The organism is Aristaeella hokkaidonensis (genome assembly GCF_018128945.1).
GTDB lineage: Bacteria > Bacillota > Clostridia > Christensenellales > Aristaeellaceae > Aristaeella > Aristaeella hokkaidonensis.
The window spans coordinates 2377401-2399426 of the sequence record NZ_CP068393.1 but is presented as its reverse complement, the minus strand read 5'-3'; the positions used below and the strand labels follow the sequence as shown (position 1 = coordinate 2399426).

The following is a 22026-nucleotide window of genomic DNA, read 5'->3' as shown; positions in this document are numbered from 1 at the left end:
ATAACTAGTAAGGAGGGTATTGTATATATAAGCGCTCTATAAATGCATGAAACTGACAGAAAGATACAGATGCTTCTGTTATGTATCCGACAGATGTATATTTAGTATTATTGTAATGTTGATACACTAGAAGATATCCATCCCCAACTTTCGTTAACAAGGATCTTATACCATGTTTTGCCATTTGTGCCATTCGCCACATCATAGCATGGATATTGTTCTCCATCGTACACTCTGGCAACCAGATCACTGTCCGGATTAGGAAGCGTTCGGACTAATCGGGCATCACTGTTTGCCATAACTCCTTGGACAGTTACAATTCCTATTTGTGTCGTTGCTTGTGATACTTCAGAAGCAGGTTGCCAATTATCAATTGGAGACAATGGCTTGTACCCTAGTTGCCGTTCAATAGCAGCCATTCTATCCGAGCTATCATTATATCGTTCAATTTCCTTAAAGGCATAATACGCTCCTGCTAAATCTCCCGATCTCATTAGCTCTAGCGCATTTTCATATGTTTGTTTATCAGTCAAACTTACAAGAGCATAATAACGAGACGAAGAATCATAAAAATCCAAACAATTCCTATAGTATTCCTTGGCTTGTTCTGTCTGTCCCTTGTATTCTGCTTCTCGTGCATGTGCATATGCTTCTATTTCATCGATTGTTCCAATAGATGAATCATTACGCATATCTACAAGGTAATTCTTGAATCCTTCATTATTTTGTAGCATGGAAAGAAGGTTGTCCAGTTCCAGATCATATTCTCCTTGTGAGATTTTTATCAATATCTGAACATAGTAACCAAATTGTAAGCTCTTTGAGTAACCGCCAAGTTCATTGAATGTAGATAAAGCTCCCTCAAGATCAACAGTATTACTACTGATGGATTCAAGATAATTTTCCAACTGCATGACGGCTGCATTATAAGTATTTTCTTTCTCGGAACTGGTTGTGGCATGCGATGAGGTAAATGAGAATAGAAAAACTAACACGACAGCAAAAGCAACAATCCGTTTATTCTTCATAGCCCGCAACTTCCTTTCATATGTCACAGAACGCTCATCCATCCAATCAATCAAATCCTATTAAAATATGATGTCACTTATTGGCAACCATATATGAACTGTACTTTGCGCACAGGGAAACTCCGTAAAAACATAATCGTTTTCCCTAAAGAATACTGTGATTGTCGTGTTTACATTTATTGTACAATCCTTATTACCCCCAATATTATAATTTGTTATAGTACAAACCGACAGAAAAAGCATTTTTGATTCTAAATAATGTACCTATTTTAAGTTTCATTATAGTTATAACAATGGAATACAACATAGTTTCCTAATTGATTGAATAATATCATAGTAAAATGATTACGTCTATGTTTTTTATATAATATCTAATTATGTCATTAATGAGATTATCTGCTGTTTTTCCAACTTCTCCTTGTTAAAATGGTTTTTTTCGGACACTTTCATATAAGATTCATGCAGTGCATTTATCGCTGGATCTTTTATGGTTTATCTTATTGCTTTTGTTGATCACTTCGTGGTGTGCTTTTCGGGTGTTGTATTGACCTTTGTTGTATTCAAAGATTTCCCTGATTACACATGCGACTGCTTCGATTTTTTACCACGTCTACTTTTGAGACTTTGTAATTGTACGTGGAACCGGAAAGACACATTGCTTTATGAAGATATTTCAGTTGGTATCTTTCTTCTTTGAGTTCTTGGATGACCATTTTTTTGTTCTTCGCCCTGCTTCTTATCACTGGTTTTTCGGATGGCCCTATGGATCAGGTACAGCAGGCCGAAGGCAGCACCTGTGACTAACCCGGCGAACGGTAAAAAGAGCCACGGACTCTGGATCATATAATCATGGAAGAGATATATACTCAGGAAGATGCAGACAAGCACAAGGAAGGCATGGGGTGCATACATCAGTTTGTTTGTCAGGTGCTTTTTGGAAAGCATTTGGCTTTCCCCCCTTATCCTGTATATTATTCTTCTTCCAGTTCTCCGCAAAGACGGGATGCCTTACGGGACAGGCGGGATACCTTCAGGTACAGTATCAACCTGCGGATCCAGCCTGGAAGAGAAAAGACAACGCGCGTGAATATGCCGGTGACTAAACACCAGAGAATCATGCTTTGGGCGCCAAGATCACGGAAGAGCAGGTAACACAGCGTCACGGATACAAACAGCAGGAGACTGCGGCGTCCGAACCGTTCTGTCTCCCGCAGGTACAGGATTCCGGCGGGGCGTACAGCGTATCCCTGCTCGGGTTTGTTCTCTGGTTGAGGATGTACAAGGAACATCTGACTGCACCTCCGCATCTTGTCACACAGTACTGATCCTCTTCGTCATAATGAATATAGCACGGGGCAGATTAACGAGTCATCACGGCGGTGTAACAATGGTGTAAATCCTGCGCCGGATGCCTGTCACGGCCGTTTCTGTTCTGATATAATTCCTTTTGCAATTTTCTTCAGATGCCAAAACAATTTTTGTTCGGCAGTGCGTCTGTATATGTGGAAGGGGGATAAAGAATGTCCTATGCACCCGCATCGGATGAACAGGCAATTGTTCATCTGATGACCACATACGGTACAGACATAAGGCGCCTGTGCCTGTGCCTGCTGAATGACTCTTTCCTGGCTGAGGATGCGGCCCAGGAAACATTTTTCAAAGCCTGGAAGCATTACGCCGGTTTCCGGAAGGAATGCTCGGAGAAGACCTGGCTCAGCCGGATCGCCGTGAATACCTGCCGGAGCATGCAGCGCGGCTCCTGGTTCAGATCCGTTTTCGCGCACGCGGCGGAAGAAACCACGACCCGGGAAGCGGAGCTGCCGCCGGATTATGATCCCACGGTCTGGAACGCGGTACAGGCACTGCCCGACCAGCTGAAGAGCGCGCTGGTGCTCCGCTACTGGGAAGGGCTGTCACTGCAGGAAGCGGCGATGACGCTGGGTACGAACGTCAATACGCTGAATACGCGTATCCGCAAGGCCAAGGCAATCCTGCAGGCGAATCTGAAGGGATGGTATTTCGATGAAGAAGATTGATATGAAAAAGACCCTGGATGAACGGGTCCGGAATACAGAATGGACGGACGCAAACACCCGGAATGTGCTGCGGAAAATCCGGAACGCCGAAGCCGCCCGCAGGGAATACAGCCCGCGCAGGCTGATGCCTGCCGCCGTGGCCCTGCTGCTGGTCTTTGGCATTGGCATCGCGGCCCTGACCGGAAAACCCGGCGGCCCGGATCCGATCCGTGATAAGGACAAATATACCGCACAGCCCATCGTGACCGCATTATCCGTCGGCCAGGGAGAAGGCACCGGCGATCTGTTGGTGGGGAATACCAGCGATGAAGACTCGTTACAGCCTGTGAATCTGAGCTGTGAAAAGCAGGGAATCTGTGTGAATGTTGTTGCCGGTCTGGCAACGGGCAATGAATCCTCTGTACAATATACCATTCAGGATCTGGACAACAAATATCCCGGCCTTGAGATGGAGCCGGACAGGATAATCAATACGATCTGTCCGGAAGATGGTGCGGCGGATGGGTCCAGGAACGTGAATGAAATAACAACCTGTGATGTGAACGCGGATGAAGCGTATAGGAATAAGTATATTATCGGGGATCATCATTCCCGGAAGATTCAGGGCGAGGATCGGGAGATCACCCTGGGTATCAGGGATATGCGCATTGTGCAGCGTGCTGCAATAGATCTGCATCCGTATATTCAGGAATACGCAAAGCCGCAGGAAGGCAAAATCACCAAGGTTTACGGCGGAGAGCAAAAAATCCTGGACACGGATGAAAAGCTGAGCGTTCCCCTGGGCCGGGATGACATGCTGCTGACCGGCATCGGCTGGATTGACAACCAGCTGCATGTGCGGATTGAGTATACGGGCGAAGGCCTCAGTAAAAACGGAAAATGGTATGACCAGGCCTGCGACGTATGGATCAGCGGTGATTATATCGATCCCGCGAAAGCGGAATACGGTGTGGATTACACGATGCTGACAGGGTCTGGCAAAGCCGGCGTTGCCACGAATCAGTATGAGGAAATCCTGGCCTGCGGACCGGATAATTACGATGAAGTTTCGCTGATCCTGAATTATTCTGTGCTGGTAGACGTTGTGCAGGATGACTGGACCGTCAATCTCCCGCTGAGCACGATCTGCCCGGAAATTGAACCGGCAGAAAAAACAGCCGCAGAAACCGATGACGAATGGCAAAACGCGATCAAGGGCCGCGTACACGACTTCCTTACCTGCTGGCAGCAGAAAGAGCTGGACGGCATGCTGGCCATGTGCACCGAGCCCTGGAGAAGTGAACAGTCGCTGCTGAGACAGATCCTGGATAACCGTATTCCGGAAAGCTGGCAGGTCACCGATATAAAGGGTGAAGGATGGCCGGTTGTGACGGTGGGATGTGAAATCCGTATGCAGTCGGAGGCCGACGTCGGTTTCTATCTCGTTAAAATGAAAAAGGAAGCGGATGGCCTCTGGTATTTTGAACCGGCCGGACTGGGAGAAGGTAATTCGGTTTACAGCGTCTGGTTCAACATGAAGGATGAGGATGTCATCCTGTCATCCAATGAGACGGGCAGTACCGTCAAAGCAGGGGAGATCCCGGCCTTTGTCAGCAGGATCAACGAATTTTATACCTGCTGGAGTAAAGGCGATAAGGAAGGTATGCTGGCGCTTTGCCCGCCGGATATGAGAGACACGGGTTATGAGAACTTCATGATCTATCTGCAGAGCCTGCCCGGAACACCGCTGGAATGGAAAATCGGCCAGCTTTACGGAAAGCCGGAAGATGACGTCCGGGGCGCGGCCTGCGAGGGAATTCACTGGTCGCCGAATGGCAGCAAGGTTATGAACCTTGCGGATATCGTGGTAAAGAAAGAGTCAGACGGACAGTGGTACATCATTCCCGCGAGCATTGATGAAATTGCAAACAGCTATGCCAAAACGGCGGACGGTATAGCTCCCTTACCGGAAGATGAATGGCACACTACCCTGTCCGGCCGCCTGGATGAGTTCCTGACCTGCTGGCAGAAGAAGGATAAAGACGGTCTGCTGGCACTGTGTACTACTCCGTGGAGGAGTGAATGGGACAAGCTGAACCAGCTGTTGGAAAACCGGACGCCGAAGAACTGGGAGATCAAGTGGGTAAAGGAAAGCGGACTGCCGGTTGTGACAGTGGGATGCAGCATCTCCATGCAGTCGGAAGACGAGGACGGTTTCTTCCGCTTCACAGCGAAAAAGGAAACCGACGGCCTCTGGTATTTTGAACCACATAAAATGTGGGATACCAAAATCACCGTGGACCCGCCGTACAGCATTACGGACAAGGATCTCATCCTGACCGGAAATGAAAAAGGCAGCCAGGCGAAAGCGGAAGAGATCCCGCCTTTTGTGAACAGGATCACGGACTTCCTGACCCTTTGGAATAAGGGAAATACAAAAGGCATGCTGGCACTGTGCCAGCCCTCCATGAGGAATGATGAACGCCACGTGGCGACTGTGGAGTTTATGGTCAAAGACGGGTACAAACCGATCGAATGGAAAATCGGCCGGCTCTATGGCGCACCGGAAGAAGATGCCCGGGGAGCTGCCTGTGAATTGACAATCCGGCACAGGGACGGCCAGGAGATCCTGTATCCTGTCGATATCACAGAGACGAAAGAAGCAGACGGACAGTGGTATATCAGCTGCATGAGCATTGAGCAAATCATGTCTGATATGCTCCAGGCGGAGCAGAAGGCTGCCGAGGAAGAGGAACTCCGGAGAAACGACTCTGTCAGCGAGGAAGTCTTCGACCGTGCGAATCTGTTCTATAACTGCTGGATGGACAGGGACAAAGAAGGCATGCTGGCCCTGTGTATGCCCGTGAAAGAAGGCAGCGCTTTCGGGAGTTTGGCAGATAACGTGCTGGAATTTGGTACACCGAAAGCTCTTTTGTCCGAAGAGATCCTTGGGACAGGGAATACGAACACGCGAAAAGTGCATATGGAAGTGGAAATCCGGACACCCGGAGGAAATATTATCCCGTATGATGTCCATTTCACAATGAAAAAAGCCGGGGACGGGCTGTGGTATGTCGGTGTGGATGAGACTGATTTCAATATCATGAGTATTACCAGGACAGAATCTGTGCCGGACACTGTTGAGGAAGTCCGGGAATCCAGGGAGGAACCGGATATCGACAGTATCCTGAAGGAACTGCGTCCGGTGGGAAGCGCTTCGGAACAGCCGGACTGGGTCATCCTGCAAGTTGTTGCCGGCCTGGTAAAGGATGGCGAATGCTGGCTGGAGTATTCTTTACAGGCTGCGGAAGGCAAACAGGCAGGATTTGATTACAGCACGAAATGGTTTGCATACCTGTATACAGGTGATTTTCAGAAACAGTTCATGCTTGAATCCATACAGGACCCCATTTGCCTGGAAATGGATGCGGGGACTGGCGCGGCTACCTATCTCGGAAGGTATAAGTGTTACTATCCATATGAGGATGTGAAGCTGGAGGATCTGTATCTCTCCACCGGATTATCGGACCTGAAGATTTCGAAGACATATCATACAGACCTGAAGCCGATCCTGCAGGAATACGGAAAAACCGAAGAAGGGATGATCTCCCGCGATCATGCTGTGCATGTGGGTGTGCCGGAAGAGATCAAGGTGCTGGATACCGGCAGTCCCCTGAATATCCACCTGGGAACGAAAGACGCCGTACTGACCGGCATCGGCTGGATAGACGGCCAGCTGCATATCCAGATCAAGGATGAGGGCAGCAAAAAGGCGCGCGATGAGAACGATGCTTTCCACAGTCCGTCCTTTGACCTGCAGATAATTGCCAGGGACATGGATACCGGAAAGATCGTAAACGTCGAAACGGAATACAGCCCGGTGGTCTGGCTTGACAGCGATTACTGCAAAGACCGGTATGAAGTGATCCTGAACTGCGGACCGGAAGAACTGGACAGGCTCAGCCTGGAAGCCTGTATCTCTTCACCGTTTCAAAACACGCATGGTGATTATGGACATATTTACCTGTCAGCGACAATACCGATGAGCATGATCAGCAACCATGAGATCCCTGTTTATTATGGCGATTTCTATGATGATATGATGGCAAATTCTGTCAAAGTCTCAATGGAGCTGGGAAAGAACAAACTCAGCGGACCGGAAGCCATCGACGTAAAAATCGGGGTGACCAACGTTTCCGGGCGGAAGCTGGAGGAGTCCGTGACCCTGTACGATCCGGACGGAAAGATCATTGAGGAATTCGGCAGGAACGGCCTGGACGTCGGTGAAACCAGGGAATGGTCCGGACAGTGGACAGTGACCGAAGAGCAGCTGAAGGATGAAACAATTACTTTCTATGTGGAATACTCTGACTACATAGATCGCGAAGAGAGTTTAACAAAGTTTAAACTCAGTGTCTCCAAGTTCATCACCAAGGAAGAAGCTCCCGCGCAGGAGGCCGTTCCTTCTCCGGCTCCCGCCGCGCGGAGCGGAAGACCCGTAAGGGTCGATATGGAGCTGGGAAAGGATAAGCTCAGCGGGCCGGAAACCATTGACGTGACCATTAAGCTGACCAACGTCAGCGGGGATACATTGGCCGGACCGGTGATCCTGTATGATCCTGACGGAAATCAGGTTGCGGAATACAGCGAAGCGGATTTCGCCGCTGGGGAAACGAAGGAATGGACTGGAAAATGGACCGTGACCGAGGCGCAGCTGGCGGAGGGAAAGGTTGGCTTCTCCGTGAAGTACTCTGATTACAGGGAAGGCACAACGGAACTCATGGCACACAAACTGACATTCTCCCAATCCGTTACCAGGGAATAACACCAAAGATAAAACAAAGAGGACGGCAGCAGCTGTCCTCTTCTTTCTGTTCACCCGCATGAAGCCGGCGATGTGACTGCCGGGACTGATACTCTGTCACTGTTTTTGGAGAAAATGTGACTGAGTGTCTGTCCCGCTGTCATGTCGTCGTCCCTTTGTCAGTTAATCAGCCGGATAACTTCCCGCAGGTCTTTGATTTCATAATCCTGCCCGTAGTCTTTTGCTTCGCCGGTGCGGTTGATGAGCACGGAAACCACGCCGGCGCCTTTCGCGCACATCACGTCCTTGATCTCATCCCCGACGAAGGCGGTTTCCCGTACCGGGACGCCCGTCTTTTCCGCCAGGATTTCCAGCGCCTTTCCGCAGGGCTTCCGCCAGCCGGTGTCATTGGATGTATAGGGATATTGGATATATTTCAGCAGCGGCCGGATATCATCCAGGGCGTACTGGTTGTCCATGCCGTAGGCCACGTCGGACAGGGTCGCGGTGACGATGCCCTGCCCGGCCAGCTCCGCCAGGGTTTCCTCCGCTTCCGGATAAACGTGGGCTTTACAGCGGAAATAGTCATAGAACTCTTTTTTGACGGTTTCCTTCAGTGTTTCAGGAATGGTGGTACCCTCCAGGATCTCGGAGAAGATGAGATCGGAGGAGACTTCCTTTTCCCGGGGATTGATCCGGGCGTTGTACTTTGCCAGGGTTTTTCCGATATGCTCATAGGCTTCTTCGGAAAGGCTCAGCCCCAGCTTCTGCTCGATGTGTTCAAAGGCGGGACGGTACAGGGCGGACCAGTTCAGCGGGATGGGATAATGGACAAGGGTCTGGCCGATATCAAAAACCACAGCTTTGATCCGCATAACACATACCTCCCGGGGTTATGGATGAACGCATTATACAAGGGAAACGACGGGCAATCAAGTTGTCAGCAGATATGTTCCCGAGACACTCAATTTACATGGTTGTTACATCCGTGTGAATACTCTGAAACAGCGGACCGGTATGATGAATATGTAAAGTGAAGCATTGCCCTTCTGTTACCGGGGAATGCTCATCCGCTTAAAAAGCCGGAACCGTAAGGAAGAAAGGATTTGGGGAAATGGAACGGAAAGCCTGGAATAAACTCGTTGCTCTGCTGATCAGCATCGTACTGGTAACCGGACTTTGTTTTACCGCGTTCGCGGAGGACGCTGCTGAAAGCGAATTTACGATCGAAGGAAAGACCCTTGTGAAATACAACGGCAGGGGCGGCGAAGTGACGGTGCCGGAAGGCATTGAAGTGCTGGGAGGTGAAGCGTTCCAGAGCAGCGACGTTACAAAGGTGTACCTGCCTGAAACCGTGAGGGAGATCGGCCATCACTGCTTTTACAGCTGCAGCTTGCTGACGGAGATTACCCTGCCGGCTTCCCTGGAAGGCCTGGAGAATTCAACCCAGGCCTTTGGCGCCAACTATGCGCTTGAGGCGTTCAGCGTGGCGGAGGGAGGCAATTACATTACGGTGGACGGCGTCCTGTTTACGGCGGACGGTAAAACCCTGGTGTTTTATCCGGAAGGAAAACGTGATACCGAGTATTCCATTCCGGAAGGAACAGAAAAACTGGGAGAATCATCCGTAAAAAGCTCCAGGCTGGAAACGCTTAATATTCCTTCCACCCTGAAAAGCGTGGGCCGGGATTACGTCGCCTTTGTGGGACTTCCGAACCTGCGGGAAATCAACGTGTCTCCTGACAATAAAACGTTCCGTTCGATTGACGGCGTCCTGTACACCTCCGATACCCTGATGTGCTACCCGAACGCAAAACAGGGAAAGGAACTGAAAGCGGGAGATTTCCCCGCCGGCCTGAAACGGATTGCCCATAACTCCTTCTGGGGGAACGAGTACCTGGAGAACGTGGAATTTCCGGAGGGGCTTGAATACCTGGGCGGAAAAGTCTTCCTCGGTGCCCGCTCCCTGAAGACCGTAGTGATCCCCGCCTCCATCAAAACCATCAGCTATTATACCTTCGCTGTCTGTATGGAACTGGAGCGGGTGACCATCCTGAACCCGGATATTCAGCCGGAAGATATCACAGTCGACAATCCGAAAAAATACAACATTTTCTGGGATGCCGACAAAAACGCGGTCCTGTGCGGATACGCGGGCGGCGGGCTGCAGAGGTATGCCGAAAAGTGCGGCCTGAACTTTGAAGCGCTGGGAACAGAACTGGAAATCGTGGATGAAATTGAGGCGGAATCCGCGATGGAAACGGTGCAGGATATTCCCGAGACCGGAACGAAACCCGCGGAAACCAGTGAAGATGATTTTGTTATCGAGGGAAAGACCCTGGTGCAATACGTCGGCGCGGGCGGCGAAGTGACTGTGCCGGAAGGCATAGAGAAGCTGGCTTCGGAAGCTTTCCAGGATACCGCTGTTACCAAGGTGAACCTGCCGGAAACCCTGAAGACAGTCGGCCATCACTGCTTTTACGAATGCCGCAAGCTGAAGGAGATTACCATCCCGGCCTCCCTGGAAGGACTGGAGAATACAACCCAGGCCTTTGGCGACAACTACGCGCTCGAGGCATTCAACGTGGCGGAAGGCGGGAATTACATCACGGTGGACGGCGTCCTGTTTACGGCGTCCGGTAAAACCCTGGTATATTATCCGACAGGAAAACAGGATGCAGAGTATTCCATTCCGGAAGGAACAGAAAAACTGGGAGAATCCTGTATAGACGCCTCCTGGCTGGAGACGCTCAATATTCCTTCCACACTGAAAAGCGCGGGCCGGGATTACGTTGCCTTTGTGGGACTTCCGAACCTGCGGGAAATCAACGTGTCTCCTGACAATAAGGTGTTCCGCTCAGTGGACGGCGTCCTGTACAACTCCGATACCCTCCTGTGCTATCCGAACGAAAAAAGAGAAAAGGAACTGAAAGCGGAAGATTTCCCTGCCGGCCTGAAGCACATTGCCCATGACTCCTTCTGGGGGAACAGGCACCTGGAAACACTGGAACTGCCGGAAGGGCTTGAATACCTGGGGAGCAAGGTTTTCTTCGGCGCCCAGTCCCTGAAGACGGTTGTGATTCCCGCTTCCGTGAAGTACATCAGCAGTCATGCCTTTGCCTTTTGTCCGGCGCTGGAACGGGTGACCATCCTGAATCCGGATATTCAGCCGCAAGACATGTATGACGATGAACCGGAAACATACAACATTTTCTGGAAAGCTGCAAAAGGCGCTGTCCTGTGCGGCTACGCGGGCGGCGGGCTGCAGGCCTATGCCGAAAGGTGCGGCCTGAACTTTGAAGCCCTGGGAACAGCGCCGGAAACCGCGGCGGAATCCGTAAAGGAAACGGTGCAGGATATTCCTGAGGCTGGGACGGCACCCGCGGAAAGCAATGAGGATGATTTTATCATCGAGGGAAAAACCCTGGTGGAATACGTCGGCAAGGGAGGGGAAGTGACCGTTCCCGAAGGCGTTGAAGTACTGGCTGAGTGGGCTTTCAGGAATGCCAGGGTGACTAAGGTGAACCTGCCCGAAACCCTGAAAGAAATTGAATGCTACTGCTTCTATCAGTGCCGGCAGCTGAAAGAAATTACCCTGCCGGCTTCCCTGGAAAAAATCGGAACATCCCAGTCCTTTGCCTACAACGGCAAGCTGGAGGAAATCAAAGTAGCGGAAGGCAATGAGCATTTTGTCTCTGTGGACGGCGTGCTGTTCACCAGTGACAGGACGAAGCTGCTTTACTACCCGACCGGTAAAAACTGGGGCGGAGAGTATGCAATCCCGGAGGGAACCAGGACGATCGGCGGTTCCGCGGTAGCGGGCACCGGCCTGACCGCGATTGAGCTTCCTTCCACGTTTGTGAGGATGTACAACGGCAACGACTTTGCGGATAATCCTGAGCTGAAGGAGATCCGGGTTGCCGAAAACAATCCTGTCTTCCGTTCCGTCGACGGTATGCTCTTTGACAACAGCGGTACGCTGATCAGCTATCCGGCAGGCCGGGAACAGGAAACCCTGGAAGCCAATGACTTCCCGGCGGAAATGAAGGCTATCGGCCCCTATGCCTTCCAGTTTGTCCAGCACCTGAAGAACGTTGAAATCCCGGAAGGAATCAAAACGATCGAATGGATGTGCTTCACCTTCTCTCCCTCCCTGGAGAGCGTGACGCTGCCGGCTTCCGTGAACAATATTGCCGGATACGCGTTTTCGCTGTGCCCTAACCTGAAAAAGGTAACGATCCTGAACCCGGACGCAATGATCGGCGGGTTCTCCAATGGTTACGGGTCGGCAACGGATAACAATATCTTTAACCATTCACCCAATGCTGTCCTTTATGGCTATGAGAACAGCACAAGCCAGAAATATGCGGCACAGATAAACGCCCCCTTTGAATCCATCAGCGAAGCCCCGGCGGAGGATCCTGACGCCGCGTCTGAACCGATCACCGGGAAGTAAGATCAGTCCCGAAAAGCAGCCCAAAGCGGGCTGCTTTTTCATTGGGAACGAACAGGGAACCGATTCATCCTGCCCTTCTTTTACAGTTCTTTACAGTTCCGCACGGATAACGGTGTTTTATGCATGTTTTCACCGCCAAATGCAATGATATTGCATTTACCGGTGAAAATATGGCATACGCTCCCTGTTTCATTCTTGAAATACTGTTGCTCTACTCAAAGAAATGCATATAGTAAAACACTGAAGAAATTATGAATTGTTGAGGACTCATCCGTGCTTTAGCACGGTGTATGATTCCCACGCTGCAGCTGTCAAAGTGTCGAAGAGACTTTGGTAACAGCGATCACGAAATTGTGAATTGCCAGACTGTATTTGTACAGTCTGGCATTATTTTCCAGCCAGAAGGAACAAAACCGCCTTTTCTTCCGTTGTATTGTCAGGTGCGGACAAACGAAATAACCACCATCCGCCCCTGAAGGAGGTAAAAATGTTCAGGAAAACCATGACCGTGTTACTTGCGATCTCAATGATCGTGCTTTCCATATCCGCTGCCTTTGCGGCAGGCAGCGGAGTATTCGGCGAAGTGGCTGCCCAGGAAGGCGAGTATGCAGACAAGCGCCTTTCCGTTCTGGATCAGATCGCGGAAAAGCCCGCTGCTTCCCAGACCCTGGAAGACGGCATTACCGTGGAAGTCAATCAGGCTTACTACGAAGGCAGCCGCATTTTTGCCTCTTATAAAGTGGGTTCAAACGCTGACCTGATCCAGCTCAATGAAGGCGCTCCCAAAGAGACCGAATGGACCCATGAGGTGGAAAACTGGATCACAGGGGAAGCCCCGGCCATTGACCAGGCGGATTATATGAAGGAGCATGACTGGCTGAACGGCCAGAGCCAGCGCTGGCTGGAAGGCCCCTATGATGTGGTTGAAGGCATCCTCCTGGAGGACGGAACCGAAACCCGTACCGTGGGTGGAATGGAAATCAAACAGAAGGACGGTTCCCTGATCGGCTGGCTGGAAGCAGTCATTCCGGAAGAGAAGGCAACAGACTCCCAGTCCTTTGCCCTGTCTGTTTCCTGCAACCATGCCGTTAAATTCCAGGATAATGCCAACTATAAGGAAAACTGGCAGGAAACTAAAAAAACCAGTATTCCCTTTACCGCAGCAAAGAACAAGGACGCGGTAACCCTCCAGGGCACCCTGGAGATAAACTCCTGGAAGGCAAAGGCAACCGCCGTTGCCGGTCAGGCGGATATGCAGGTGACCATCCGCCTGTCCTCGGATGAACAGGTCAAAGCCCGGAATGATCTGGAAACCGGATCCGGAGAAGTTTCCACAGACCTGATCATCTACTGGGACCTGTACAAAAACCACCAGCCCATGAATGACGTCTGCGGTGAAAACCGGGTCTTCATGGACGGTGATGAAGTAATCTACGAAATCGGCTTCCCCTACATGGACAACGTGAGTTCCCTGAGCCTCGTCCCCATGTACGCCCGTACCGGCGCTCATACCGATGAGGCCATCGTCATAGAGACCAGCGGACAATAAACAGGAAAGGAGCGATAAGAAGAAACCAACGAACAAAACCAACGGAACAAATAAGAATGAACCATCCCGGAGACAGGGCAAGAAGCTCTGTCTCCACAATTTAATTGGTAAAAGTGCTATATGTCAGGTACAAATATCTCTTAAGGCTTACAACTGAAAAAAACATCGAATAATGAAAAGAGTTGCAAAAAGTACGTTTATGTAGTATTATGTTTGCGTTGTCGACAATGTTTTCATTTATACTATTGAAAAAGTAAATGGAGGGTGTACATATGAAAAGATGTAAGAGGATGGTGCTTGTTTTTGTTTTGTTGGTATGTATTATTCTTCCTGTTGCAGTAAATGCTTTGGTGATGTGTGGAAGATGTGGAAAAGTAACGGCTGATATAGTCACTGAAACCAAGTATTTACATAATGATTCTACACATTGGGGATATGTGTTCACATATACACAATGTTCAGACCCAAATTGCAAAGGGAAAATATATATAAAAGAGACATATATACCAACAGCAAGCCATTCGTATGATATTTCATTTGTTGACAAAAGAAACGGTATACCCTATAGAATTGGTCACAAATGTGTCTGCGGAAAGAAGAGCAATGTGTATTCTTACCTGCGGTAAATCGTAAAAGGGGGAAATAGAGATGAAAAAAAGGGGATACTTGAAAAGAATTATTATCTTGTTGGTCGCTTGTGTTTTTATTCCGCTGACTGTTAACGCAACAACATGCTTGAAATGTAATAATGACAAAGCAACATCAAGCAGTACGACGGAATATATCTCTAATGCAAGTGAACATCATGGAGTTATAACATATTATATTACATGTCCCAATTGCGGCAAGTATGAAGCGGGGAAGGGAGCTCTTTATCCACAAAGCCATTCGTATGATATTTCATTTGTTGACACAAGAAACGGTATACCCTATAGAATTGGTCACAAATGTGTCTGCGGAAAGAAGAGCAATGTGTATTCTTATCTTCGGTAAAACATTGGCACCGCAAAAGACTGAAAGGGTTAATTCATCTTTCTTTTTGTGAAAAGTGATCAGATTTTTTAGATACTGCTTGGATTGTATAAAAATAATTCTCAATAATAAAGGTTAATAAGCAGCCTGATGTTTATTTGATCGGGCTGCTTTTAATGCTCCATATATTGGCAATTCAAATCTATTTTGAATATGTATCATTCAATGAAACAGTTTTCCTCTTTGATTGTTCATTTTCCGTGTGCCATATGTTATTCATGATGCATTGGATGTATATCAATTCCTATATCCTCAGGCTGTATCCATGTTCCATCTGGACGATAACAGATATCAAACGCATTATCAGAGAAATCCAGGAATTCTGCGTGTTCTACTATTAACTCATCGAGACAGATACCATCATCATGATTATGGCTTTCTTCCTGAGATTCTATAATAGTTATCATGTATTCATAAAAATCTTTTACAAAAGTGATGACGTCATCACCTGCATTTTCGTCATCCTCATTAACGTATAAATCATATCCTTCATTTAGCATATCCTCAAGAGATTTTCCTTCAAGGGTCTTTAGTTCTTCATCCCTGAGCGGAACGGCTGTGATTACTTCGTCATAGTATATTGGAAGAGCTTTACAGTATTCGATATAAGTGTTTATAGCTTTTTGACATTCTTCCTCATTTTCCAGCGCAAGAGCATTTGTTAATAGAGCTTTTGCCTTTTCATCAACTTTAGTTACAACACGATAATATTGACCCTCTTTTTTCACAATTGCGATACAGAAATCTTCACCAAAAATAGCACGGTTTTCGTCGCTTACTTCACCAAAAGATGAGAAAAGAGGTCCGTCTTCTTGCTCCAATGGGGTAGTACATACTTCACATGGTAAAAGATTACAATATGGCGCTTCGACTCTTTCAGAATATTTAAAGTATGATTCCATCTGTGGATACTCTGACGGAATCCTACACTTAGGGTTCAGATGATAGTATTGTCCTACAACCGGATAATAATACACAAGTGTATCTTCGCTGATTCCACCTAATGATTCATCAGCCTGCGAAATAGAAACAAACATAAATATTATTATAGAAAGAACAACTATAAACTTTTTCATCATATGCTCCTTCATATTGATCGTTCTTTCTTAGAACGTTTTTTGATTATTGGAAGTTTATGTCTTGAATTAAATACTTGATATCATCTTCATTTTATATGGTTTACTTATATCAATAACATTCATTAAAGTCACCCGGCAGATTATAAATCTGCCGGGTGACTTAGTGGATGTGTTTCTACACTATACACATTCCAGTGTATTAACGGAAATATGAATAGGCAGTCCATCCACAGTTGCAGGTCATTTTGAGTCTCCACGGTATCCCATTTTTGGTTTCGACGGTTTGCTTACTATAATAATGACTTACCCGATCGTCTGAAGTTGTTGTCCAATTTTGAGGCCCAAGACCGCCGCCAACAGCGGCAGCGCAGTAATAGCAATGCCAATACTTAGTCGTTCTCTTGATGTGTCCTTTATAGTTATTATCATTGATAATCTCTACATCATCACTACCTGCAGATTCTTTATATTTGTTTCCATGTATTGAGCAAGCTGCATATGCAGAAATGCACAAAGATAATACCAATGCAAGGGTGAGGATAAGTGCAAGAGTTTTTTTCATAGACAGTACGCTCCTTTTTGTTTTTTGTTTCCCGAAGATGATCATCTTTATGAAAAAAGAATATAATAAGATAGTACAATTTGCAATAGGTTACATGCGTTGTTTACAGTATTGTGATGTAATTGGTTCTGGAGTGAATTCGTATAATTTTACATTGTCCGGATAGAGTTCTTGGTTGTTTGCATTTGCCCGATTATATCTTATGTGCATAACAAGTGTAACGGATCACTCAATATACAAATATAATGCATATTTTAAGCATGTCTGTTGAAACACTGATATTCTGTTGAGCCCACTGCTTCTTATACCTGTACGCGCGAGCAAAACATAGGGAAGGATGGAATACGGAGACAAGTGTATATACTATGAAGACTTGAACGCAAAGTACATGAAGCATTTCGCCAGGCTCGCCCAGGTATACGATATGAATGCGGAATAAATGGAAACAAAACCGTTCTCTGATCCGTTTATATATACAAAGACCAAAGGGAGGGGGAATGCTTATGACTGACACCGGCACAGTGAACACACTGGCCTGGCTTACCACTGTAGGAAACATTATCCTCTATGCCCTGATCATTTTCCTGGTTGTGATGTGGGTAAAGCAAAAGGACAGGCAATCACGGGCAGACAAAACGGAAAACAACTGAAGGAGGGAAAAACTATGACTAAAAGACTGATCGCGTTTGCTCTTATGCTGGTACTTATTGTATCCCTGGCGTCTTGTGCGTTTGCCCTTGACCGGGACGGTACGGTAATTTCTCCCGTAGCCGCGGGCGGCAATGAACGTGGCGGCAGCCCCAACCCCGGTTACCGTGTGGGTACCGGTGGCGCGATTCCCGGTGGACCGGGCAATTCCTGCTACTATAGCTGCTTTAACTGATAACGGCAGATCTGAAAACTGATAAACAATATATAAGGTGAGGAAATGAAATATGAGAAAAAACTGTGTTAAAAAGCTTGTTGCCTTATGCTTGGTTATTATTGCTACGCTGACTATTATTGAAGCATTGGCTGTTAACAATACGAATGTGAATATGACAGATAGTGGTCATACACATAAAATGGAATTTTGGGATGGATACGATACTCCATCAAGAAATCTGCATACAGACGTCTATAGATGCACTAAGCCAGGGTGTAATTATACAGAAAGATTGTATTGCAATATTATACCTGGGAAGCCTGCAGTATAAAGACATGGTATGCTAAAGACAATACTATGCATCCCCGGCAGAAATGCCGGGGATGCTGTTTATCTATTCCTGACTTCTTTTGTGATTTATTATACTACTGGTATAATGACAACAGCTCTCCTGTATGATACAATTCAGTCATCAAAGAGAGATGAAAGGAGCCAAAACGATGTACCAGTTCCTGAACATGGGCATAAAGACACAAGGTCGCGTAAACAGAACGACCATTGCTTTGCTGTGCCCATATGGAACGCAATTAAGTATCATCGCGGAAAAGATCGGCTCCTTTAGAAATAACTGATCTGTACAAGATGAACTGACACCCGTTCCTTTGGGAGCGGGTGTTTTTCATATGCTGCCGTATCTCAATCGGATAGAGATCTGCACTTCTAATGCAGAAGTTGCTGGTTCGAATCCAGCCGGCAGTACTTCATATGCTGTCATAACTCAGGAGGGCGAACCTTTGAGGGCAGCCAGTGGCTGAAATTCCGTCAAAGGTGAGGTCAACCGAAACAAGCGAGCTCCACAGTGTGGAGTCGCGTCGATTGAGGTTGCGGACAGAGTGTCGGCCTTATAAGCCGTTTGCCGCTGGTTCGAATCCAGCCGACAGTACATACAGAAAATAAGGAGGGGAGGAATCCATATGCGGATTCCGGTAGTGGATCTGAACAAAACCGGACAGAATATCTGTATCCTACGGAAACGCTCCGGCGTTTCCGTCAGGGAACTCCAGGAATTCCTGGGTTTCGCAACCCCACAGGCCATTTACAAATGGCAACACGGCATCAGCCTGCCGACCGTGGACAACCTGGTGGCGCTTGCCAGCATCCTGGATGTGTCCGTTGAGGAGATCCTGGCAGTGGATTATCCAAAGGGAGAAGAATGAAATGAATGAGGTATGTTTTGCGGCTAGCCCATAACTTGCTGAACCCGTCTCAGATACTTCCCTGGGATGGGCTTTTCTAATTGCCAGATGATATTCATAGGCTTGCTTCCATGGTGACTTACATATGAAGCTTGACCTAAGAAAGTATATGGAGAAGTCCCTAAGATATCCTTTTTGAATTCGCGGACAAATAGGAGAATGTGACCACCTTGTTCTGCGTGGTGGATATATCTTTGACCTGTTGGGGATTCGGCGGATGTGGTGGATTGGCTTTGCCAATGGAATTGCGTGTTGCTAATAGCATAATCCTCATACATGGTAGTCGGAGAGTAATCTTTATCACTTTTATTCAGGGTGATTAGGAAAACGTCAATGTTTTTAGCGGGAAGATACAAAACACCCTGCCGCATTGCACTGTAGTTTTTATAATCCAATGCGGCAAGTAACTGGCGCTGAGTATAGGTACAATGCACATCTAAAGGACAATCAAAACCAAGGTCTGTAGCGGAATCAATAAAATCAATATGATCGAATTGGTACTTGAGCAAATCAAGTAGTTCTTTCAACATGACTGGACTATTAGCCAAGCTTAAGAGCTTTTCCTGGACTTCATTACTATTCCAATCTTCAGCGCAACTGTCCCAGACAGTAATATAGAACATTTGCAACATTCGCTGCTCCAGAAGAGATAACGATGCTATATTCACTTTGCCTAGATTGGGTAGTATATCTAGCAAGAATTGTATCCATCTACGAGAATCAAAAACAGTGAAGCGATACATGATTTTGCTCAAAAGCAGCTCGATCTCTTCATGGAAATCTTCTTGTACATTCGCTTCAACACAAAGCCTGGCAAAAGTAATGCCTTTTTTGTAAATGTCTGCCGGTGTCATGTGATACCAGCTCAAGAAACCTTCAAAGGACAATTCCTGACCGCTGTCCTCGTGATAGGTACGAATACGGTTTACAAGCTCTGCATGGCCTCTGAAGTATTGCTGTATATTATCTAAAACTATGCGTGAAGCTTTTTTCTCAAGTTGTATATAACAACCCTTAGGGGCACCGGTGAAACCACGATCAATTTCTTCAACAACAGTGTGGTGCTCATCGTCTAGAAGCGCAGCAAACTTTTCCTCAAAGTTATACCGCCGGTTTGCTGCACCGATGAAATCCAGAACAGTTAAGCAATCTTTTCCGTCACAAAGACGAAGACCACGTCCCAGCTGCTGCAGGAAAATTGTCAAAGATTCAGTTGGACGGAGGAACAGGACAGTGTTAACTTCTGGAATATCAACACCTTCGTTATACAAATCAACAACAAATATGACATGAATATCGCCATCGATTAACTTCTTTTGAGCACTTTGTCTTTCTTCGTCGGAAGAAAAACTGTCCAACGCCAGAGAAGGAATACCAGCGATATTAAAATGTTCTGCCATAAAACGTGCATGTTGAATGGAAACGCAGAATCCAAGGGCTTTGACTTCGTCCATATCTGTAGTATATCGTGACAAGCAATCAACCACATGATCTGCACGTTTTTGAGCTATAGAGCCGGAAATGGTATAGATATTGTTGAGTTCTTTGCGATCATAGCCGCCGCGAGTCCATTTCAAATCATTCAGATCTACTGTATCACTGACTCCAAAGTATTGGAAAGGGCAGAGAAGCTTCCTGTTGATGGCTTCAGGTAAACGTATTTCAGCAGCGATGCGGTTATCAAAGAAGCGAAGGATGCTTTTGCCATCCATGCGTTCCGGAGTAGCGGTTAATCCGAGAAGCACTTGTGGCTTAAATGTTTCAATAGCGTCTGCATAAGAATCTGCTGCTGCATGGTGTGTTTCATCTATGATGATGTAGTCATAATAATCCGGAGGGAGACGTTTCCATAAAGCTTGAGAGTTGAGTGTCTGTACAGAGATAAACAGGTAATCTAGAGTCTCTGCTTTATAGTTACCAACCCAGAGTTCACCAAAGTTGGGATCTTTTAGAACCGCTTGGAAAGTGGCTATGCTTTGCTTAAGGATTTCTTCCCGATGAGCAATAAACAGCAATCGATTAAGTTGTTTAGGATGGGCTTTTCTCCAGCCTCGATAATCCAGGGCCGAAATGACAGTCTTTCCGGTACCGGTTGCGGCGACTAGTAAGTTGCGATAGAATCCACGGACTTCCCGTTCCGCACGGAGCTGATCCAAGATGGCTTGCTGATAGGGATAAGGTCGGATATCAAAGAGAAAGATTTGTTTATTGCCTTTCCATTTTTCTCCCTTCAGGGCTTCTGCAAGCCTGGGATGTGAATCTGTTGTATAAGGCTCAAATTCGTAGGAATTCCAATAGCTGTCAAAAGTAGCATAAATCTTTTTTAGTGTGTCGGGTTGATCAATAGCAGTGATTTTGAGATTCCATTCCAAACCATTGCTCATGGCAGCATTAGATAGATTGGAAGAACCAATATAGGCAGTTGTGAAACCAGTATCCCGGTAAAAGACATATGTTTTGGCATGTAGTCTGGTACGGGCGGTGTCATAACTGATTTTGATTTCTGTATTAAGAAGCTTTGACAGTTCGTCGATAGCTTTGACTTCAGTAGCTCCCATATAGGATGTAGTGATGACTCGTAGCAATCCACCTCGATTTGTAAATTCACGGAGTTCGTCTATGATCAGCCGAAGACCACTCCACTTGATGAAAGAAACTAACATATCAATGCGGTCTGCACTGACAATCTCTTTCTTGAGTTCAGAGAACATCTTCGGTTCATGGGCAGCACCTGTAAACAAACTGCTTACAGACATTGGTGTTTCTGGCCTGGTTATTTCAGACGCCTTTTTCCCGGCAATGTGATCTGGACTATTTTCATCCAGAAGATGCAGCAGTTTTTCAGCACGATTATCAACAATACTATCAGCTATATCTTTACGTGTTTCAGTAAGAACGGAAAGAATCTTGTTAACAAGAGTGATCTGTTCAGTAGTATCTTTAGGGATGGATTCCAAAGTGCGACGCATAGCTTCAGCCACATACTCAGCTAAAGCATGAGGGGCTTCTTCTACATCGAGTTTTTCTATAGCTTTACAGACATCTGGAATAGAAGACAATTCATCTGAAATTGCCTTGCTGATGATTTGCTCATACAAGCCTGGTTTCATCTTTTAAAGCCCCTTTATATGGTTTAAGTACGATTAATCTAAAAATATAATATCATATAAGGAATATACTTGACTATATTCTACCCGGTGATCTAGTTGAATCAAAAGCATTACAGCGACTAGAGAATTAGAGTGAGTGCCATTGAAGTGCGATTGTGGAGACGTATATATTTGGGAGTGCTTAAGCAAATGTGTTTGAATTGCTAAATAGACACAAATGGTAAACGGCTCTGATGGCTTTTGAATGGAAACTTGGAAACGTCCGGAATG

The 22026-nt window shown here is 46.9% G+C and carries 15 protein-coding genes and 1 tRNA gene; 9 read left to right on the top strand and 7 right to left on the bottom strand.

Going from position 1 to position 22026, the window contains the following annotated elements:
* Positions 1–107: 107 nt before the first annotated feature.
* From JYE49_RS10980 to JYE49_RS10970, 3 genes are all read right to left on the bottom strand, one after another.
* A complete protein-coding gene (locus JYE49_RS10980; RefSeq protein WP_093957451.1) occupies positions 108–1028 on the bottom strand; it encodes an SH3 domain-containing protein in 921 nt (306 codons plus the stop codon).
* 660 nt (positions 1029–1688) lie between these two features.
* Entirely contained in the window at positions 1689–1973 is a 285-nt protein-coding gene (locus JYE49_RS10975; protein WP_093957452.1) for a hypothetical protein, read from the bottom strand.
* A gap of 26 nt (positions 1974–1999) precedes the next feature.
* Positions 2000–2317 carry a hypothetical protein gene (locus tag JYE49_RS10970; RefSeq protein WP_093957453.1) on the bottom strand — a complete coding sequence of 106 codons (318 nt, stop codon included), beginning with the start codon at positions 2315–2317 and terminating at the stop codon, positions 2000–2002.
* Positions 2318–2548: 231 nt separating this feature from the next.
* Between JYE49_RS10970 and JYE49_RS10965 the strand changes: the two genes are divergently transcribed.
* Positions 2549–3064: an RNA polymerase sigma factor gene (locus JYE49_RS10965; protein ID WP_093957454.1), complete on the top strand. Its 516-nt coding sequence runs from the start codon at positions 2549–2551 to the stop codon at positions 3062–3064.
* On the top strand, positions 3051–7868 hold the full coding sequence (locus tag JYE49_RS10960) for a hypothetical protein (protein ID WP_093957455.1): 4818 nt from the start codon (positions 3051–3053) through the stop codon (positions 7866–7868). Before JYE49_RS10965 ends, JYE49_RS10960 begins: the two co-directional genes overlap by 14 nt.
* A 158-nt stretch (positions 7869–8026) precedes the next feature.
* Here the strand turns inward: JYE49_RS10960 and JYE49_RS10955 are convergent, their stop codons facing one another.
* The gene (locus JYE49_RS10955; RefSeq protein WP_093957456.1) at positions 8027–8722 is read right to left on the bottom strand and encodes an HAD family hydrolase; all 696 of its coding nucleotides are present in this window, start codon (positions 8720–8722) and stop codon (positions 8027–8029) included.
* 239 nt (positions 8723–8961) lie between these two features.
* Between JYE49_RS10955 and JYE49_RS10950 the strand changes: the two genes are divergently transcribed.
* The 3 genes from JYE49_RS10950 (at position 8962) to JYE49_RS10940 (ending at position 14478) form a co-directional block, all read left to right on the top strand.
* Positions 8962–12303, top strand: coding sequence for a leucine-rich repeat domain-containing protein (locus JYE49_RS10950; RefSeq protein ID WP_093957457.1), 3342 nt, complete (start codon positions 8962–8964; stop codon positions 12301–12303).
* A 487-nt stretch (positions 12304–12790) separates the two neighbouring features.
* Positions 12791–13852 (top strand): DUF4179 domain-containing protein, encoded by a 1062-nt coding sequence (locus JYE49_RS10945; protein WP_093957458.1) that lies wholly within the window; start codon positions 12791–12793, stop codon positions 13850–13852.
* A 272-nt stretch (positions 13853–14124) separates the two neighbouring features.
* Positions 14125–14478 carry a hypothetical protein gene (locus tag JYE49_RS10940; protein ID WP_143754501.1) on the top strand — a complete coding sequence of 118 codons (354 nt, stop codon included), beginning with the start codon at positions 14125–14127 and terminating at the stop codon, positions 14476–14478.
* 618 nt (positions 14479–15096) lie between these two features.
* Here the strand turns inward: JYE49_RS10940 and JYE49_RS10935 are convergent.
* Positions 15097–15963: a hypothetical protein gene (locus tag JYE49_RS10935; RefSeq protein ID WP_304582866.1), complete on the bottom strand. Its 867-nt coding sequence runs from the start codon at positions 15961–15963 to the stop codon at positions 15097–15099.
* Positions 15964–16162: 199 nt separating this feature from the next.
* Positions 16163–16525 (bottom strand): hypothetical protein, encoded by a 363-nt coding sequence (locus tag JYE49_RS10930; RefSeq protein ID WP_143754503.1) that lies wholly within the window; start codon positions 16523–16525, stop codon positions 16163–16165.
* Positions 16526–17028: 503 nt separating this feature from the next.
* Here JYE49_RS10930 and JYE49_RS10925 point away from each other — a divergent pair.
* The 4 genes from JYE49_RS10925 to JYE49_RS10910 all read left to right on the top strand — a co-directional run bounded on the left by JYE49_RS10925 (position 17029) and on the right by JYE49_RS10910 (position 18607).
* Positions 17029–17175 carry a hypothetical protein gene (locus tag JYE49_RS10925; protein ID WP_179217339.1) on the top strand — a complete coding sequence of 49 codons (147 nt, stop codon included), beginning with the start codon at positions 17029–17031 and terminating at the stop codon, positions 17173–17175.
* Between the two features lie 14 nt (positions 17176–17189).
* A complete protein-coding gene (locus JYE49_RS10920) occupies positions 17190–17408 on the top strand; it encodes a hypothetical protein (RefSeq protein ID WP_093957460.1) in 219 nt (72 codons plus the stop codon).
* 667 nt (positions 17409–18075) lie between these two features.
* Positions 18076–18149 (top strand) — tRNA-Arg (locus JYE49_RS10915).
* A gap of 215 nt (positions 18150–18364) precedes the next feature.
* Positions 18365–18607, top strand: a complete 243-nt coding sequence (locus tag JYE49_RS10910) for a helix-turn-helix domain-containing protein (RefSeq protein WP_093957461.1) — start codon at positions 18365–18367, stop codon at positions 18605–18607.
* A 23-nt stretch (positions 18608–18630) separates the two neighbouring features.
* Here the strand turns inward: JYE49_RS10910 and JYE49_RS10905 are convergent, their stop codons facing one another.
* Complete coding sequence (locus JYE49_RS10905) at positions 18631–21756, bottom strand: DEAD/DEAH box helicase (RefSeq protein WP_093957462.1); 3126 nt, start codon at positions 21754–21756, stop codon at positions 18631–18633.
* Positions 21757–22026: the final 270 nt, after the last annotated feature.

Excerpts from the sequence above, each read along its gene's own strand:
- JYE49_RS10925 (WP_179217339.1), top strand. The coding sequence starts at position 17,029 with ATGACTGACACCGGCACAGTGAACACACTGGCCTGGCTTACCACTGTA.
- JYE49_RS10905 (WP_093957462.1), bottom strand. The coding sequence starts at position 21,756 with ATGAAACCAGGCTTGTATGAGCAAATCATCAGCAAGGCAATTTCAGAT.
- JYE49_RS10970 (WP_093957453.1), bottom strand. The coding sequence starts at position 2,317 with ATGTTCCTTGTACATCCTCAACCAGAGAACAAACCCGAGCAGGGATAC.
- JYE49_RS10945 (WP_093957458.1), top strand. The coding sequence starts at position 12,791 with ATGTTCAGGAAAACCATGACCGTGTTACTTGCGATCTCAATGATCGTG.
- JYE49_RS10935 (WP_304582866.1), bottom strand. The coding sequence starts at position 15,963 with ATGATGAAAAAGTTTATAGTTGTTCTTTCTATAATAATATTTATGTTT.
- JYE49_RS10940 (WP_143754501.1), top strand. The coding sequence starts at position 14,125 with ATGAAAAGATGTAAGAGGATGGTGCTTGTTTTTGTTTTGTTGGTATGT.
- JYE49_RS10975 (WP_093957452.1), bottom strand. The coding sequence starts at position 1,973 with ATGCTTTCCAAAAAGCACCTGACAAACAAACTGATGTATGCACCCCAT.
- JYE49_RS10950 (WP_093957457.1), top strand. The coding sequence starts at position 8,962 with ATGGAACGGAAAGCCTGGAATAAACTCGTTGCTCTGCTGATCAGCATC.
- JYE49_RS10960 (WP_093957455.1), top strand. The coding sequence starts at position 3,051 with ATGAAGAAGATTGATATGAAAAAGACCCTGGATGAACGGGTCCGGAAT.
- JYE49_RS10910 (WP_093957461.1), top strand. The coding sequence starts at position 18,365 with ATGCGGATTCCGGTAGTGGATCTGAACAAAACCGGACAGAATATCTGT.
- JYE49_RS10955 (WP_093957456.1), bottom strand. The coding sequence starts at position 8,722 with ATGCGGATCAAAGCTGTGGTTTTTGATATCGGCCAGACCCTTGTCCAT.
- JYE49_RS10965 (WP_093957454.1), top strand. The coding sequence starts at position 2,549 with ATGTCCTATGCACCCGCATCGGATGAACAGGCAATTGTTCATCTGATG.
- JYE49_RS10930 (WP_143754503.1), bottom strand. The coding sequence starts at position 16,525 with ATGAAAAAAACTCTTGCACTTATCCTCACCCTTGCATTGGTATTATCT.
- JYE49_RS10980 (WP_093957451.1), bottom strand. The coding sequence starts at position 1,028 with ATGAAGAATAAACGGATTGTTGCTTTTGCTGTCGTGTTAGTTTTTCTA.
- JYE49_RS10920 (WP_093957460.1), top strand. The coding sequence starts at position 17,190 with ATGACTAAAAGACTGATCGCGTTTGCTCTTATGCTGGTACTTATTGTA.